The organism is Gammaproteobacteria bacterium, from assembly GCA_016712635.1.
Taxonomy (GTDB): domain Bacteria; phylum Pseudomonadota; class Gammaproteobacteria; order SZUA-140; family SZUA-140; genus JADJWH01.
On record JADJQS010000002.1, the window covers coordinates 176,941 to 194,116 of the forward strand.

At 65.3% G+C, this 17,176-nt stretch carries 14 protein-coding genes, 2 tRNA genes and 1 pseudogene; 2 read left to right on the plus strand and 15 right to left on the minus strand.

Features of this window, described 5'->3' with window-relative positions; all coding sequences use genetic code 11:
- Positions 1–103 precede the first annotated feature (103 nt).
- The 8 genes and pseudogenes from IPK65_03950 to IPK65_03985 all read right to left on the minus strand — a co-directional run bounded on the left by IPK65_03950 (position 104) and on the right by IPK65_03985 (position 9,194).
- On the minus strand, positions 104–463 hold the full coding sequence (locus tag IPK65_03950; GenBank protein ID MBK8162318.1) for a PRC-barrel domain-containing protein: 360 nt from the start codon (positions 461–463) through the stop codon (positions 104–106).
- 372 nt (positions 464–835) lie between these two features.
- Complete coding sequence (locus IPK65_03955) at positions 836–1,384, minus strand: mechanosensitive ion channel (protein ID MBK8162319.1); 549 nt, start codon at positions 1,382–1,384, stop codon at positions 836–838.
- Positions 1,385–1,537: 153 nt separating this feature from the next.
- Positions 1,538–1,628: transfer RNA gene (locus IPK65_03960), tRNA-Ser, on the minus strand.
- 142 nt (positions 1,629–1,770) lie between these two features.
- Positions 1,771–2,454 carry a TIGR04211 family SH3 domain-containing protein gene (locus IPK65_03965; GenBank protein MBK8162320.1) on the minus strand — a complete coding sequence of 228 codons (684 nt, stop codon included), beginning with the start codon at positions 2,452–2,454 and terminating at the stop codon, positions 1,771–1,773.
- 152 nt (positions 2,455–2,606) lie between these two features.
- Positions 2,607–4,990: pseudogene (locus tag IPK65_03970) on the minus strand (phosphoketolase family protein).
- Positions 4,991–5,289: 299 nt separating this feature from the next.
- Complete coding sequence (locus tag IPK65_03975) at positions 5,290–6,408, minus strand: acetate/propionate family kinase (protein MBK8162321.1); 1,119 nt, start codon at positions 6,406–6,408, stop codon at positions 5,290–5,292.
- A 38-nt stretch (positions 6,409–6,446) separates the two neighbouring features.
- Positions 6,447–8,195: an alpha-glucan family phosphorylase gene (glgP, locus tag IPK65_03980; protein MBK8162322.1), complete on the minus strand. Its 1,749-nt coding sequence runs from the start codon at positions 8,193–8,195 to the stop codon at positions 6,447–6,449.
- 906 nt (positions 8,196–9,101) lie between these two features.
- Positions 9,102–9,194 (minus strand) — tRNA-Ser (locus IPK65_03985).
- Positions 9,195–9,288: 94 nt separating this feature from the next.
- Here IPK65_03985 and mltF point away from each other — a divergent pair.
- Positions 9,289–10,725, plus strand: coding sequence for a membrane-bound lytic murein transglycosylase MltF (mltF, locus tag IPK65_03990; GenBank protein MBK8162323.1), 1,437 nt, complete (start codon positions 9,289–9,291; stop codon positions 10,723–10,725).
- A gap of 15 nt (positions 10,726–10,740) precedes the next feature.
- On the opposite strand, the gene IPK65_03995 is transcribed toward mltF, so the two are convergent.
- Complete coding sequence (locus tag IPK65_03995) at positions 10,741–11,223, minus strand: low molecular weight phosphotyrosine protein phosphatase (GenBank protein MBK8162324.1); 483 nt, start codon at positions 11,221–11,223, stop codon at positions 10,741–10,743.
- 95 nt (positions 11,224–11,318) lie between these two features.
- Here IPK65_03995 and IPK65_04000 point away from each other — a divergent pair, with 95 nt between their 5' ends.
- On the plus strand, positions 11,319–11,627 hold the full coding sequence (locus tag IPK65_04000; protein MBK8162325.1) for a hypothetical protein: 309 nt from the start codon (positions 11,319–11,321) through the stop codon (positions 11,625–11,627).
- A gap of 4 nt (positions 11,628–11,631) precedes the next feature.
- Here IPK65_04000 and kdsB read toward each other — a convergent pair whose 3' ends face one another.
- The 6 genes from kdsB to IPK65_04030 form a co-directional block, all read right to left on the minus strand.
- Positions 11,632–12,399, minus strand: coding sequence for a 3-deoxy-manno-octulosonate cytidylyltransferase (kdsB, locus tag IPK65_04005; protein ID MBK8162326.1), 768 nt, complete (start codon positions 12,397–12,399; stop codon positions 11,632–11,634).
- A complete protein-coding gene (locus tag IPK65_04010) occupies positions 12,399–12,578 on the minus strand; it encodes a Trm112 family protein (GenBank protein ID MBK8162327.1) in 180 nt (59 codons plus the stop codon). Before IPK65_04010 ends, kdsB begins: the two co-directional genes overlap by 1 nt.
- Before the next feature lie 5 nt (positions 12,579–12,583).
- Positions 12,584–13,600, minus strand: coding sequence for a tetraacyldisaccharide 4'-kinase (locus tag IPK65_04015; protein ID MBK8162328.1), 1,017 nt, complete (start codon positions 13,598–13,600; stop codon positions 12,584–12,586).
- A gap of 98 nt (positions 13,601–13,698) precedes the next feature.
- Positions 13,699–14,124 carry a biopolymer transporter ExbD gene (locus IPK65_04020; GenBank protein ID MBK8162329.1) on the minus strand — a complete coding sequence of 142 codons (426 nt, stop codon included), beginning with the start codon at positions 14,122–14,124 and terminating at the stop codon, positions 13,699–13,701.
- A complete protein-coding gene (locus IPK65_04025) occupies positions 14,121–14,750 on the minus strand; it encodes a MotA/TolQ/ExbB proton channel family protein (GenBank protein ID MBK8162330.1) in 630 nt (209 codons plus the stop codon). Before IPK65_04025 ends, IPK65_04020 begins: the two co-directional genes overlap by 4 nt.
- Positions 14,751–14,854: 104 nt before the next feature.
- Complete coding sequence (locus tag IPK65_04030) at positions 14,855–17,146, minus strand: DNA internalization-related competence protein ComEC/Rec2 (protein ID MBK8162331.1); 2,292 nt, start codon at positions 17,144–17,146, stop codon at positions 14,855–14,857.
- Positions 17,147–17,176: the final 30 nt, after the last annotated feature.

The window sequence follows — 17,176 nt, forward strand, 5'->3', positions numbered from 1 at the left end:
AGTCGGATGGCTAACACATTAAACACCAAACACATGCAACACTCTTTTCTTTAGATTTATACCCTCGCCACACAGCCTTCCAGCCGCGACACGAATAACGGCCTCACTCCCAATATGGCTGACGCGCGTAGTATCTATATATATCGCGGTTCCATTTTTCATCTGCCATAGATGGCCAATGATTGGCGTCAAATCCTGGCGCCTCCTTCAATTCCTCCTTCGTAACATCAAGGATATAATCATTGTCTTCCACATCGTATGTGAACGCACTGAATGGAATTGCAAACAGCTTTTCACCCATGCTGAGAAATCCTCCAAATGCTACGACAGCATAGGCAATCTTTCCGGTACTGGGATCTATGACGACTTCCTTAACGTCGCCGAGATTTTCGCCGTCCGGATTAACAACATCCGTTCCGATTATGCTTGATGCCCTTACTGGCGAGATTGAAAACGATTGCACACGATTCACACCTAACCTCCTGCCGCTGGCAACTGGACGATGGATTCAAAAATGAATCCCAGCAAGCAGATTAGGTCGTATATGATTCCAACTCGGTGCGCTAACACACACTGAGATTGAACCCACCTTGAAATAATTGACACCATCCCAAGTGGGCTACAAGAGAACTGCGGTTAAAGTGGATGGCCAGATTCTTCCTCTCATTTCGTAATGAGAATCCTGAATAATCTGACAGTCACATGGGTGGCATACCCGAAGAGATTTGAGCCATGGCCAGCAAGTTCGCCCGGATATGATACTGTATGAGGCACTGGTCGCCTGATACTTTGAATACTCTCTCACCTGTCCTGGGCACCCTTCGGTGAAGAAAGGTCAGACTTTCCCGACGTCTTCTGATTCGCTTGCAGCCATGGCGCTGCTGTCGAGGTGCAGTGTCCGCGTCGGGAAGGCGATCTCCGCGCCGTTACGGGCGATGATCTCCGCCACCTTGAGCAGCACGTCCTGCTTGACCTCGTGATAACGCACCCATTCCTTCGTCTTCGTGAAAGTGTAGATCAGGATGTCCAGCGAGGAAGGGCCGAAGGTGCTGAAGTTGACGATCAGCGTCTGGGTCGTGTCGATCTCCGGATGGCTTTTCAGCATGGCCTGTATGTCCGTGACGATGGCATCCATCTGCGCGATGTCGTCGTAGCGGATGCCGACGGTCTCCTTGATGCGGCGGTTGGTCATCCGCGTGGGATTCTCCACCACGATGTTGGTGAACAGCGCGTTGGGTACGTAGATCGGGTTCTTGTTGAAGGCCCGCACCCGGGTGTGCCGCCAGCCGATATATTCCACCGTGCCTTCTATAACACACACAGAATTGAAACCTCTGGATTCCGGGTCTACGCTCCGCTTCGCCCGGAATGACGAATTAATCAGAAGCTCCCTAAGCTATATGACCTGAAAGAACTCTGGCTAAGATTATCGAGAAATAATCTGCTTGCTGAAAGCTGACTACAAAACGGATGAGGTGGGACGAATGAATAATGGGGACAGATTTAAAATCTGTCCCCATGCGCAATGACATGGGTATGGCGGAGAGGGAGGGATTCGAACCCTCGGTACGCTTTTGGCGTACACACACTTTCCAGGCGTGCTCCTTCGACCGCTCGGACACCTCTCCGGAGGAATACAGAACCGCGCGGGCCTGGGAGCCGCGGGATGCGAAAGATTACAACATGGCCGGTTTCAAGACAATCGAAAACCGGTAAAAACGCATAGATTTCCGGCCCCTGACCCGGACGCCGGGGGGAACGCCGGCGCGTTCAGATCGGCATGCGGCGCCACTTCTTCTCGGCGCGCGACGGGCCGCTGCCGACGAAAAAGCCCAGCACCGCGCCGACCACGGCGCAGATCACCCCCGCCATGAAGAGCTTCGTGGTCGCCCCCGCGGCGCGGGCCTCGGCCTCGGTGCGCCGCTGGGTTTCCTGGTCCAGGTCCGATTTCAGGCGGCGGTTCTCATTGCTGATATTCACCGCCGTGCTGCTCGTGGTCCGGAGATCCGTCAGCTCCCGGCTTTGGGTTTCGTGCTCGGCCTGCAGTTTATCGAGGTCCGCCTTGTAGGTGTTGCGCTCTTCCTTGTATTTGTTGAGCTCCGCGTACAGGCGCGTCCGCTCGGTCTGCAGACCCTCGAGCTTGGCCTGCGCGGCGTCCACCCGGGTCCGCGCGATGGGCTCCTCGGTCAGGAAACGACCGAGCACCCAGCCCACGGCGCCGGATTCCAGACGCACGCGGACGAAGTCGCCCGCCCCCTCCTCCAGCACGACCAGGCGCGTGCCGCTCGGGATCACCTCGATGATGTTGGACTGCGGATTCGCCGCCGTGCGCACGTCGATACGTATCATGTCATTGACGTATCGGACATTTTCCTGCTGCACCTCCGCCTCCTGCGCCATCAGGGGGGCGCTGGCGAGCAGGCCGCAGAGCACCAATATATAGAGTCTGGCCATGGATTCACCGTTTCCTTGTGCGTGTGGTTTGGATGTTCCTCGCATGCCTTTGCCTCGACAATGCGAGATTCAGGCCAAGATCGCATCTGGCCCGACTCCCTCTTCACAGCCTCTCCCTGTACCCTCTCCTATATTGGCTTTTTACCAGCAAATCACCGGCTTGGCCAGCTCCAGTCGCGAATCTCCGGCATGTCCTGTCCGTGGCGGCGGATGTATTCACTGTGTTCGATGTGTTTGTCGCGCAGGAATTGCTTGAGGTAGGCGGCCTTCGAACCCAGCCCCGGGACGCGGTCGATGACGTCGTTTACCAGGTGGAAGCGGTCGAGGTCGTTGCGCACGACCATGTCGAAGGGCGTGGTGGTCGTGCCCTCCTCCTTGTAGCCGCGCACGTGCAGGTTGTGGTGGTTGGTACGGCGGTAGGTCAGACGGTGGATCAGCCACGGATACCCGTGGTAGGCGAAGATGATCGGCTTGTCGACGGTGAACAGGGCGTCGAAGTCGGCGTCGGACAAGCCGTGCGGATGCTCCTCCCGCGGCTGCAGGGTCATCAGGTCGACGACGTTGACCACGCGCACGCGCAGCTCCGGCAGGTGCTGCCGCAGCAGGTCGACCGCGGCCAGCGTCTCCAGCGTGGGTACGTCGCCGGCGCAGGCCAGCACCACGTCGGGCTCGCCGTCGCGGTCGCTGCTCGCCCACTCCCAGATGCCGATGCCCTCGGAGCAGTGTTTCATTGCGGCGTCGATGTCCAGCCACTGCGCCTGCGGCTGCTTGCCGGCAACGATGACGTTGACGAAGTCGCGGCTGCGCAGGCAGTGGTCGGTGACGCACAGCAGCGTGTTGGCGTCGGGCGGCAGGTAGACGCGGATGATGTCGGCCTTCTTGTTGACGACATGGTCGATGAAGCCCGGGTCCTGGTGCGAGAAGCCGTTGTGGTCCTGGCGCCAGACATGCGAGGTGAGCAGGTAATTGAGCGAGGCGACCGGACGCCGCCACGGTACCTCCTTGCTCACCTTCAGCCACTTGGCGTGCTGGTTGAACATCGAGTCGATGATGTGGATGAAGGCCTCGTAGCAGGAGAACAGGCCGTGGCGCCCGGTGAGCAGATAGCCTTCGAGCCAGCCCTGGCAGGTGTGCTCGGAGAGGATCTCCATCACGCGGCCGTCCGGCGCGAGGTGGTCGTCCCCGGGAAGGCGTTCGGCCATCCAGGCGCGGTCGGTGACCTCGAACAGGTCGCCGAGCCGGTTGGAGGCGGTCTCGTCGGGGCCGAACACGCGGAAGTTGCGGTTCGCTGCGTTGTGTCGCATGACATCGCGCAATAACGCGCCCATGACGCGGGTCGCCTCGGCCTCACGGCGCCCGGCGTCGGCACCTTCACCGCATAATCGCGATAGTCGGGGAGTTTCAGATCCTTCAGTAACTGGCCGCCGTTGGCGTGCGGATTGGATCCCATGCGCCGCTCGCCGCTCGGCGCGAGCGCGGCGAGTTCCGGCAGCAGCGTGCCGTTGCGATCGAACAGCTCCTCGGGGCGGTAACTCTTCATCCACTGTTCGAGCACCGCAAGGTGCTCCGGCTTCTCGGCCAGGTCCGCGAACGGCACCTGGTGCGAACGCCAGTGACCCTCGACCTTCTTTCCGTCCACCACCTTCGGTCCGGTCCAGCCCTTGGGCGTGCGCAGCACGATCAGCGGCCAGCGCGGACGCTCGACCGCGCCGTGTTCACGCGCCTCGTGCTGGATGCGGCGGATCTCGTCGAGCATCTGGTCGAGCGCGGCGGCCATCTGCTGGTGCATCGCCGCCGGGTCCGAACCCTCGACGAACCACGGCCGGTAGCCGTAGCCGATGAACAGGCTTTCGAGTTCCTCGTGGCTGATGCGCGCCAGCACGGTCGGGTTGGCGATCTTGTAGCCGTTCAGGTGCAGGATCGGCAGCACCGCGCCGTCGCGCGCCGGGTTGAGGAACTTGTTGGAGTGCCAGGCGGTGGCCAGCGGTCCGGTCTCCGCCTCGCCGTCGCCGACCACGCAGCAGGCGAGCAGGTCCGGGTTGTCGAACACGGCGCCGTAGGCGTGCGACAGCGCGTAGCCGAGCTCGCCGCCCTCGTGGATCGATCCCGGCGTCTCGGCGGTGACGTGACTGCCGACGCCGCCGGGGAAGGAGAACTGATGGAACAGGCGCTTCATGCCCTCGGCGTCGCGCGTGACGTTGGGATAGAACTCGGTGTAACTGCCTTCGAGGTAGGTGCTGGCGACCAGCCCCGGCCCGCCGTGGCCGGGACCTGCGATGAAGATCGCGCCGAGGTCGCGGGCGCGGATCGCGCGGTTCATGTGGGCATAGATGAAATTGAGACCCGGCGTCGTCCCCCAGTGACCGAGCAGGCGCGGCTTGACGTGCCCGATCGTGAGCGGCTCCTTCAGCAGCGGATTGTCGAGCAGGAAGATCTGGCCGACGGACAGATAATTCGCCGCCCGCCACCAGGCGTTGATCCGGCGCAGTTCGTCGGCGGACAGGGGGCCGGATTGGGTGGTGTGTGCGGTATCCATATGGTTACTCCCTAAAAAGATCAGGACTGAGGACTGAGGACTAAGGACTGAGTAGAAAATCAAAATCCTGTCATGTGCAGGAAGGATGGTGGAGTTCGATATCCAATAGCCCAGTCAAGAGTGTTTTGCATTTTACTGAGTCCTTAGTCCTGTGTTTAAGAGTTCCTCCGCCAGATCTCGTAGCCCGGATGGAGCGCAGCGGAATCCGGGGATATCGGCCTCCCGGATTCCGGCGCTCCGCGCCTTCATCCGGGCTACAAAATCACAGACCCGCGCACACGGGTGTCCCAGGAATTTTCTTAGTCCTTAGTCTTCAGTCCTGTGTTTAATATATTCTCCGCCTCTTCCGCCAGCACCCGCCCCTCGTCCACCGTCATGACGCGCACCTCGATGCGGCTGGCGTCCGCGCTGATGCGGGCCTCCGTGCCGGTGGCGGACTCGTTGCGGACCGGATCCAGCAGGATGCCGAGGTGCTCGAGGCCGTCGAGGATGCCTGAACGGATGCGCGGGTTGTGTTCGCCGATGCCGCCGCCGAACAGCACGGCGTCCGCACCGCCGAGCGCGGCCAGGTAGGCGCCGACGTATTTGCGCGCGCGGTAGCAGAACATCCCGACCGCGAGCTCGGCGCGGGGCTCGCGGCTCGCAAGCAGCTCGCGCATGTCTCCGCTCAGGCCCGACACGCCGCGCAGCCCGCTGCGGTGCGTCAGCAGGTCCTCCAGGGCATCCACGCCGAGACCGGCGCGTCGCTGCAGATGGATCAGCAGCCCGGGATCGATGTCGCCCGGGCGCGTCGCCATCATCAGCCCCTCGAGCGGCGTGAAGCCCATGGAGGTGTCGACCGCGCGGCCCTGCGCGGTCGCGGTCACCGAACAGCCGGCGCCGAGCTGCAGCGAGATGACCCTCCCGCCGAGCGGCAGGTCCGGGCGCAGCGCGCGCCAGCGGCGCACCATGGCCGCATGCGCGCTGCCGTGGAACCCGTAGCGGCGCAGGCCGTGTTCGCGGGCCAGTTCATGCGGAAGTGCATAGGTGGACGCCACCGGCGGCAGATCGGCGTAGAACGCGGTGTCGAACACCGCGACCTGCGCCGTGTCCGCGCCGAAACGGCGGCGGCAATGCGCGATCCAGCGCAGCGCGGGGGGATTGTGCAGCGGTGCGAGCGGTGCGCACGCCTCGATCTCGCGCTCGACCGCGGCGTCGATGCGGCAGGACTGACTGCGCCTTCCGCCATGCACGATGCGGTGCGCGATCGCATCGATGCGGCCGGGCGCGGCATCCAGCAGTCTTTCCAGCGGCGCGGTGTCCTCCGCGCCGTCCGCCTCGGCATGCGCCTGCCGCAGGCAGACGAGCTCTCCGCCCTTGCGCTCGTACAGGGCGAGACGCAGCGAGGAACTGCCGGCGTTGACGGTGAGCAGTCTCATGGGCGCGCCTCCTTTCGCATGCGGCCTCCGTTCATGGGTCAGCGGATATAGGCCTCGGAGACGTAGCGGCGCATCATGCGGTGGCTGTTGAAGAACGGCGCACTCTTGGAAATCGCGCCCTTCATGACCCGGATCCAGCCGGGACGGTCACCATAATACATCGGCAGCACCACGTCACCGAGCTTGCCGTACAGCGATTTCGCATCCTCGCCGTTGTGTGTCTCCTCGTCGTTGCCGATCGCCCATCCGGTCACCCCCTCGATGCAGCCCTCGATCCACCAGCCGTCGAGCACGCTCAACTGCGGCACGCCGTTGAACGCCGCCTTCATGCCGCTGGTGCCGGAGGCCTCCAGCGGCCGGAGCGGCGTGTTCAGCCAGACGTCCACCCCGGCGACCATCAGCGCGGCCTTGTCCATGTCGTAATCCGGCAGATAGGCGATCGTAACGGCGCCGGCGAGTTCCCGCATGTGCCGGTGGATCTGTTCGATCAGGGCCTTGCCGCCGGTGTCGTGCGGGTGGGCCTTGCCGGCGATCACCAACTGGAGCGGATGCCGCGCCGCCAGCGCGCGCAACTGCTCCAGCGAGCTGAACAGCAGGTCCGGGCGCTTGTACGCCGTCATGCGGCGTGCGAAGCCGAGCGTCATCACCGCGGGATCCAGCGCGATCGCGGTCAGGGCGCGAACCTTGTCGATCAGCGTCTGCCTGGCCTCCACATGCGCCTGCCAGACGGCCTCGTCCGCGATCGTCACATCGGCGCGCATCAGCAGCTCCGGCGCGTGGCACCAGCCGGGGAGATGCCGGTTGTACAGGCGGGCGAAACTCGGGCAGGTCCAGCGGAACGGATGCACCCCGTTGGTCACGGCATGCACCTTGTATCCCGGGAACATGTGGTTCGAGATCTCGGCGTGGCGCCCGGCCACGCCGTTGACGTATTCGCTGAGGTTGAGGGCGAGGCGCGTCATGTTGAGGTTCTCATCCCCGGCCAGCCGGCGCAGGACGGCGGGATCGATCAGTTCACCCATCACGCGCTGCACCAGCGGATAGGGAAACTTGTCATGGCCGGCGGCGACCGGTGTGTGGGTGGTGAAATTGCACAGCTCGCGGATGCGCGGCAGGTCATAGGATGCCTCGCCCGGCCGCACCTCCCTGTCCTGGTAGGCGTACTGCTTCAGCAGCTCGATCGTCAGCAGGGCCGAATGGCCTTCATTCATGTGATATTCCCGCACGTGGAATCCGAGCGCCTGCAGCATGCGAAACCCGCCGATGCCGAGCACGATCTCCTGCTTCAGGCGATAGGCATCGTCACCGCCGTACAGATGGTGCGTTATCAGCCGGTCCTCGGCGTGATTCTCTTCCAGGTCGGTATCGAGCAGCACCACCGGCTGCGCCCGGGACATCCCGCCTTCGAGCACGTACAGCCAGGCCATGATCCAGACGGTGCGGCCCTCGAGCCGGATGGCGATCTTGGCGTCCAGCGGGGAGGCCCACTGCGCGGGCGACCAGGGGGACGGATGCTCGGTCTGCCTGCCCTCCGCATCCAGTTCCTGGCGAAAATACCCTGAGCGGCTGACCAGGGTGACGGCGACCAGGGGGAGGTTGAGGTCGACCGCGGATCGCATGGTGTCTCCCGCCAGCACCCCCAGGCCTCCGGCATAGGTGGGAATTTCATTCCGCAGCGCGATCTCCATGGAGAAATAGGCGATGCGGTTTTCGTGGCTGAACCTGTCCAGCAGGGACTCAGCTCCACTTGCCCGATTGGTCGCCGCATCATTTGCGGCCGTCAGCATATCCACAGGGATGTCCGTCATGGGATTAGGATAATAGAGTATTGGTGTCTGCCCGGCCCGGGATTACATAAGGCATGCATAGAATCACACGGCAGACCCGGGCACCTGTCGAACCGCCGGTTCGCGCGCCCTCATACATACGCAAAAAGGATAATAATCGGACAGAATATATTGAATTTCCAAGAAGCTTTTATGACAGCAGCAATGGATCACTGCGCTGGCCCCGTCCCGGATTCCCGCGGGCCATTATCATGGGCCAGAAAAAACCCCATGCCGATCCGCAGGATAACAGGGCCTGCCGCGCCCAAGGAAAAATAATCTTGAGACCTGCGTCGCAATTTTGACGATTCTGGTATAGAATTCCCGCCATATCGACACAGCGATAAGGGAATGCAGATCCCGGCTTGGGCCCCCAATGACCCCATGCAGCTCCTACAAGCCCGATCTGCCGTATGAATGGATTCAGTGTCCGCGCAGGCCTGAAGCAACCATCAACGGTCGCCCCGCCTCCCGGACATTCATCCACACAGGGCACACAGAACAGTTGCCCATGCGAACGTCAAGCGTGCTTCCGGACCGTTCCGTTCTTTAACCCGGCTGGCGCGATCATATAGAGCTCACCCCGCGCACGACTGGCGGGGGGACAATTAGCGAGGGCGTGCTGTCAACGCCCGGGATATAGCTTAAAGAATGACGACCGGAATCAAAAATTCGCGGACAGGGTGGATGTATTCGGCCCCGACGCGCCTCGCCCTGCGGGCCACCGTCGCTGCGCGCCGGTGTTCTCCCTGCGCACGCGGTGCGTGCTCCGGTCGTCGAACCCATCCCGATTCGATCACGTGGTCTCGAATCCACGCATCGATCTCCATGCCAGTGGGCCGAAACAACGGCCCACTGGCATGGAGATGGCGGAGAGGGTGGGATTCGAACCCACGTGGGACGTTTAAGCCCCCAACCGATTTCGAGTCGGTGCCGGTATGGCCACTTCGGTACCTCTCCGGGGATATGCGCGGGGGCGTGATCACGCTGGCATCGCCCGCCCCCAAGGCCGCGCCATTATACAGCAAATTTTTCCCGAGTTGGGGCGCGTGTCATGGCTAGCCGCATGCGCACCCTGCTGCCCTTCCTTGCCGCCGGCGCCACGGGACTGATGCTGGCCGGTTATGTCGCGCCGCCGACCCAGCTCCAGCGTATCGTCGACGAAGGAGAGCTGGTGGTGGCGACGCGCCACAGCCCGACCACGTATTACGAAGGTGTGGACGGACCGAGCGGCTTCGAGCACGACCTCGCCCGATTGTTCGCGGATCATCTCGGCGTCGAACTCACCATCCTGGCCCCGGCCAGCCTCACTGCGATCCTTCCCATGGTGGCGGACGGTCGCGCCGACCTGGCCGCGGCGGGCATGGCCGTCACGCAGGAACGCGGCAAGCTGGTGCGTTTCGGCCCGATCTACGACCGGATCTCCCAGCAACTGGTTTACCACAAGGGCACCCCGACCCCCTCCAGCCTGGCGGACCTGGGCGGCGGCGTGATCAACGTCGTCAGCGGCAGCAGCCATGCCGAGCGGCTCAAGTGGCTGGCCGCGGGCCTTCCGGAGATCAACTGGCACGAGAACGAAGACGCCGACACCAAACAGTTGCTGCACAAGGTCTGGAAGCGTGAGATCAGTTACACCATCGCGAATTCCAATGACGTCAGCCTTAATCAGCGCTTCTACCCGGAACTGCGCGTCGCCTTCGACGTGACCGACCCGCAACCCCTGGCCTGGGCATTCGCCAAGGGGGAGGACGACAGCCTGGTCACGGCGGCAGGGGAATTCTTCGCGACGGTCCGGGACAACGGCCAGCTCCGGCAACTGCATGAACGCTATTACGGCCACGTGCAGGACTTCGACTACGTCGAGACCCGCCGTTTCATCACCCACATCTACCGGCGCCTCCCGAGTTACATGCCGCATTTCATCGAGGCCGCGCAGAGCTTTGATATGGACTGGCGCCTGCTCGCCGCGATGGGCTACCAGGAATCGCACTGGAATCCGGAGGCGATCTCGCCCACCGGCGTACGGGGGATCATGATGCTGACGCGCACCACCGCGAGCGAGCTCGGCATCGAGGACCGCATCGACCCCATCGGCAGCATCCAGGGCGGTGCGCGCTACTTCAGCCTCGTCAAGTCACGCATACCGCAGGACATCGCCGAACCCGACCGCAGCTGGTTCGCCCTCGCCGCCTACAATATGGGGCTGGGCCACCTGGAGGACGCGCGCGCGCTGACCGCGCAACGCGGCGGCGACGCGAGCAAGTGGGTCGACGTCAAGGAGACTCTCCCCCTGCTCACCCGGAAGGAGTGGTACGAGCAGACGCGCTACGGATACGCCCGCGGCAACGAGGCGCTGAAATATGTCGAGAATATACGCAGCTATTTCGACATCCTGGTGTGGCGCACCGATCCCGGCAAGGCCGCTGCACAGCTCACCGCCGTCACGACCTCTCCGCTCACCGGCGCCGTCGTCAACGCGCCGGTGCTGTGACCGGCCGGGATCCGCTCACGACGCAGCGGGATGGCGCGCTCGGATGTCGCGCAGCAGGCCGTCCGCCGCCTCCAGCACCATATCCAGCACGCGATCGAATCCGGAGCTGCCGCCGTAATAGGGATCGGGCACCTCCTCGATGCCGAGATGCGGCGCGTATTCCAGCAGCAGGCCCACCTTGTGACTGTATTGCGCGGGACACATCTCCTGCAGCAGCGCGAGGTTCTCGCGATCCATCGCGAGGATGTAGTCGAATGCTTCGAAGTCGTCGTCCCTGACCTGGCGCGCCGCCTGCGGACCGAGGTCGATCCCGCGCCGTTTCGCCGCCGCCTGCGCACGCGGATCCGGCGCGCTCCCGGTGTGATAGGCGTGCGTCCCGGCCGAGTCGACGTGGACGGCATGCGTCAGGCGTTCGCGCTGCAGCAGGTCGGCGAAAACGCCCTGCGCGGTCGGTGAACGGCAGATGTTGCCCATGCAAACGAACAGAACCTTGACCATGGCGCCCCGGGGCTCCCGCAATTCGAATCGAAGGCAGATTTTATGAAATCCGTCCCGTTATTGAAACCCGCCGCGAAGCACGCTATCGTTGCCTCATGATCGACCGGAACACACAACCCCAGGACCGGCGCAATGCCCGGCTGCGCAAGCTGATCGGCGCGCGCGCGCGCTACCACGGCAGGACCTACGAAATCCTCGAGGTCATCGAGGACGAACCGGCGCTGGTGCTGCAGGACGAAAGCCATTCGACCATCCAGGCCGACCAGCACGGCGAGGCGCACCGGCGCGTGCCCTCCACGGTGACGGTCGCCCTGCCCCTCACCGCCGGCGGCGCCATCGACCTCGCCGCAATGGAAATCGAGCTGATCGACGCCTCGCTGGAAGAATTCGACCTCGCCGACTGAGGCCTCAGCGACCGCCGGCGCGCAACAGCTCCTCCACCCGCTCGAGATCCCGCTCCGTATCCACCCCGGGTCCGGGCTTCTCGCGCGCGATCCCCACATGGATGCGGTGTCCGCGCCAGAGCGCGCGCAGCTGTTCCAGCATCTCGGTGCGTTCGAGCGCGCATGGCTCCCATTCGACGAACTCGCGGATGAACCCCGCGCGATAGGCATAGAGCCCGATGTGGCGATGGTGCGCCGCGCCGGCCGGCAGCTCCCGCGTTGAGATCGCGAACGCGTCGCGGTGCCAGGGGATGACGGCGCGGCTGAAATAGAGCGCATAGCCCTGCTCGTCCAGCACGACCTTGACCACATGGGGATCGAACAGCTCCTCCGCAGTACCGACCGGCTCGCACAGCGTGGCGATGCTCGCGGCGCCGTGAGCCGCGAGGTCCGCGGCGACCTGGTCGATCAGCGCCGGCGGCATCAGCGGCTCGTCGCCCTGCAGATTGACCAGCACCTGGTCGTCCGGGAGATCGAGCAGGCGCGCGACCTCGGCCAGGCGGTCGGTGCCGGAGGGATGATCCTGCGCGGTGAGGCAGGCGCGCGCGCCGAACCCGCGCACCGCCTGCGCGATGCGGTCGTCGTCCGTCGCGACGATGACCTCGTCCGCCCCGCTCGCGCGCGCGCGCCGGCAGACATGTTCGATCATCGGCTTCCCGGCGAGCAGGCGCAGCGGCTTGCCCGGCAGGCGCGTCGACGCGTATCGCGCCGGGATGACGACGATGAAACCCATCAGACTTCCTCTTCGGCGGCGAGTTCGCGCGCCTCGTCCTCGAGCATGACCGGTATGTCGTCGCGGATCGGGAACGCCAGGCGGTCGGCCTTGCAGACCAGCTCGCGCGCGTCCTTCAGGTACACCAGCGGCCCCTTGCACAGGGGGCAGGCGAGTATATCGAGCAGTTTCTTGTCCATCGGGGTCACCTCCGTTCTTCTGCCGTCTGCGGAGCGGGAGCGCGGCGCAGTTTCTGCACCATGGCCAGCAGGCGCGCCTCGAGCCGCTCATCCGGCCGCGCGTCGACAGCCAGATACCAGCAATTATCATGACAGAAACGGCGGCATTTGACCGCGTCCTTTTCCGTCATCACCACCGGCAGGTCGTCGCCGAAGGCGAGGTCCGCGGCGGAAAAATCGTGATGGTCGGCGAAGGCGTGTTCCGTGAAGCCGAAATCGAGCTGCTTCAACTGGCGGAAGAACCGCGCCGGGTTGCCGATGCCGGCGACCGCGTGGAACCGGCGATGCGGGAACTTGTCGGGCGCATACGCCTGGCTGTCGCGCCGCACATTGCGCAGCGCGGACGCGTGCAGGGTCATCAGGTATTCATGCCGCAGCGCCGCGCCGCCGGTGACGACCGTGAAATCGGCCCGCTCCAGCCGCCTGACCGGCTCGCGCAGCGGACCCGCGGGCAGGCAGTAGCCGTTGCCGAAGCGGCGCACGCCGTCCACCATCGCGATCTCGATATCGCGCGCGAGGGCGTAATGCTGCAGCCCGTCGTCCGAGATGATGATGTCGCAGCCGTGGTAATGCAGCAACGCCTCCGCGGCGGCGGCGCGGTCCGGACCGACGCTCACCGGACACGCGCAGCGCCTGGACAGCACCAGCGCCTCGTCCCCCACGATCGCCGGATCGGCATCCGGGCGCACCTGCTGCGGCCAGTGTCGCGCCTGACCGCGGTAACCGCGCGCGACGATGCCGGGCGCCCATCCCTCACGCGCGAGCAGGCCGGCGAGCCAGATCACGAACGGCGTCTTGCCGGTGCCGCCGACCGTGATGTTGCCGACCACGATGACGGGCACGTTGAGCCGCGTGACGCGGCGCAGTCCCAGGCTGTACATGCCGCGCCGGAGCATGACCAGCAGGCGGTAAACCCAGGACAGCGGCCGCAACAGCGTCGCCAGCGGGCTTTTCCCGTACCAGATTTCGAGCAGTGCGTCCATCGCGCCGCGGCGGGATTTCATCGGATGCGCCCGGATCCTGTGCAGGCCGCGGCGTCACGGCGCGGAGGAGAATGGATGGCAGGCGGCATCGCGCCTCTTCAGGGTTGCGCGCCTTCCGGCTGCCGCGTCGTCATGGAGACCTGGACGATGCCGAGCTGGAGCGCGGCATCGAGCGCGCTCACCACGGACTGGTGCGTGGCGTTCGCGTCGGCACTGATGACCAGCGCCGGATGGTCCGTGCCCTGGGTTGCCAGCTGCAGCGCCTTCTTCAGGGTCTCGATCTGCTTGTTCACCACCAGCTGGTCGTTCACGTAGTAGCGGCCCTGGGCGTCGACCACGACCTCGACCGGGGCCTCCTGCTCCTCCACCGGCCGCGGCGAGGCCTCGGGCAGGTTGAGGGTGATGCCCGAATTGCGCGTGAAGGTCGTCGTCACCACGAAGAAGATCAGCAGGAACAGCATGACGTCGATGAGCGGGATCAGATTGATCTCGGGCTCCTCGCGGCGGCTCTGGCGCAGCTTCATGGCGCGGGGACCGCCTCCATCACCCGCTCGCCATGCAGGATTTCCACCATCTTGAGCGCCTGCTGCTCCATGTAGACCACCAGTTCATCGACACGGCCGCGGAAGTAGCGGTAGAACATGATGCTCGGGATCGCCACCGAAAGCCCGGCGACGGTGGTGATCAGGGCCTCCGCGATGCCGCCGGCGAGCACCGCCTGGTTGCCGAGCCCGGCGACGTTGATGGCGGTGAAGATCTTGATCATGCCGAGCACGGTGCCGAGCAGCCCGAGCAGCGGGCTGATCGCGGCGATGGTGCCGAGCGTGTTCAGGTAGCGCTCCAGTTCGACCACCACGTGGCGACCGGTGTCCTCGATGCTCTCCTTCATGATCTGGCGGTCCTGGTGCAGGTTCACCAGGCCGGCGGCGAGCACCCGCCCGAGCGGGGAACCCGAGCGCAGTTCCGCGATATGGGACGCATTGAGCTCGTCCTTGTTCGCCCAGTGCCAGATCTGGCTGACCAGATTGCCCGGGCAGATGCGCTGCCGTCGCAGGGCCCACAAACGCTCGAGCACGATCGCGAGTGCGATCGTCGAGCACAGGACGATCGGCAGCATGACCCAGCCGCCTGCTTTGATCACTTCAAACACGGCATGCCTTCCCTGTCAGAGTTGCCCGCATGGATGAGTAAAAGACCGCGCCTATGATACTTGATTCACCCCGGCCCGGAAACCGCTTCCCGGCACGGCGCCGGTCAGCGCGCGTGCCAGTAACGCACAAACTCGCGCCGGTGCGCGGCGGGCGGCTCAACCTGGCCGGCGGCGGGCAGCCTGACCGTCAGCGCGCCGTGCTCCGCCGAACTGTACAGTACCGCGCCCGCGGAGCGATAGCGCTCGGTCACCACAGGATGCGGAAATCCCCAGCGGTTGCGATAACCGGCCGGGAACAGGACATGGCGCGGCCCGACCCGCGCGATGAACGGCGCGCTCGACGAGGACTTGCTGCCGTGATGCGGCGCGACGAGCACGTCCGCGGACAGGACCAGGGAGTCATCGCGCACCAGCCGGGCTTCGGCCGGCTCCTCGATGTCGCCGGTCAGCAAGATCGCGCCGGCGGCGTTGGCGATGCGCAGCACGCAGGAGGCGTCGTTGCCGGCAAACCCGCCGCCGGGCCCGGGGTGCAGGACCTCGAAGCGGATGCCGTCCCAATCCCAGGCCTGGCCGCGCCGGCAGTGTTCCGCGTGCCACCACGGGATGCGATCGGGCACGCTGGAGAGCACCCGCCCGACGCTGACCTCGCCGGACAGCGCGGCCGCACCCCCGATATGGTCGTTGTCTCCATGACCGATGACCAGGGTGTCGATGTGTTCCAGCCCGTGGAAACGGAGGAACGGCAGCAGGACGGCGCTGCCGGCATCGAAGTCGGCGCTGAAGCGCGGACCGGTGTCGTACACCAGCACGTGATCGCGCGTCCAGGCCACGGCGGCCAGGCCCTGCCCGACGTCGAGCAGCGTGAACCAGAGCTCGCCGGCCGCCGGCCGGGCCGGCGCGACGAGCAGTGCCGGGAGCAGCCACACGATCCCCAGCCAGCGGCCCGGCAGGCCGCGCGGCGCGATCAGCAGCGTCACGCCGATCGCGGCGGCGGCGATTGTCCATCCCGCGGGGACGGGCTGTGTCCACTGCAACGCGTCATAGGATGACATGCGCTCCAGCAGCGGCCACAGCCAGGACAGCACGGCCTCCGCCAGCCGCAGCAGCGGGGCGCCCAGCGCGGGCAGCAGTGCCTGCAGCGCGCATCCCGCCAGCACGAGCGGAACCACCCCCAGCGTCACCCACGGCACCGCGACGAGGTTGGCCAGCGGTGAGACGAGGGACACCTGCTGGAACAGGGCCAGCAGCAACGGCGCCAGCGCCACGGCGACCAGCACGTGCAGGCGGCCCACGCGCAGCCACCAGGCCTCCCGGCCCGCGCGCTGGTTCATGCCGAAGAGGATCGCCGCCACGGCCCCGAAGGAGAGCCAGAAACCGCCGTTCATCACCGCCAGCGGGTCGAGCAGCAGCACGCACAGCAGGGCCGTCATCAGCGTCCGGCCGGGCGCGTGATGGCGCCGCCGCAGCACGGCCAGCATCACCACACCGATCATGACGACGGTACGCTGGGTGGGGATGGAGAAGCCCGCGAGCGCCGCGTACACGAACGCGGCCGCCAGCGCGGCGACCGCCGCCGCCTGCTGCGCCGGCCAGTACAGCGGGACCCTGCCCAGCCGCGCCCACAGCCGGCGGACGGCGAAAAACACCAGCCCGGAGATCATGCCCACGTGCAGGCCGGAGATCGCGACCAGATGGGTGGTGCCGGTGCGCCGGAAGACATCCCATTGGCCCTGGGTGATGCCCTGGCGCTCCCCGATCGCCAGCGCGCTGATGACGCCGCCCAGTTCACGTCCGGCGAGCGTCCCGTCCAGCCGCTCGAACAGGTCCTGGCGCACCCGCTGCAGTAAATATCCCGGGGCGGCCGTTTCCAGCCGGCGATTGTCCGCCGCGGGCCTCACGTAACCGGTGGCGCGGATCCGGTTCTGGTACAGCCAGCCCTCGAAATCGAAGCCGCCCGGATTATGGAAGCCGTGCGGGCGCTTCATCCGCACCCGCAGGCGCCAGCGTTCCCCCGCGCGCAGCTCCGGGGCGTCGTTGTACCAGCTGAGCCGGACCCGGCCCGGCGGCGGCACGGGTGCGCCGTCGCCCATGCGCTCGACCCGGAACTGGAAACGCGTCGCCCCTTCCAGCCGTTCGGGGATGGAGACGATGACGCCTTCCACCTCCAGATCCCTGCCCTCCAGATCGGGAACGAGGCCGGGCGCGAGGATATGCTGTGCATGCAGCAGCGACCACAGGAAGCCGGCGGCGCAGGCGGCGGGGAGCCGCAGGGCGCGGAAGCGGACGGCCAGCACCGCCAGGGGAACGAAGGTCAGCGCCCAGGCGGGCGCGGGGAGTACGGGCAGCTGCTGAAACGCCAGCACGCCGAGCAGAAATGAGGTCGTTCCCTGACCCATGCTTCTGTCCCTGAGCAGTATTGTGGATAA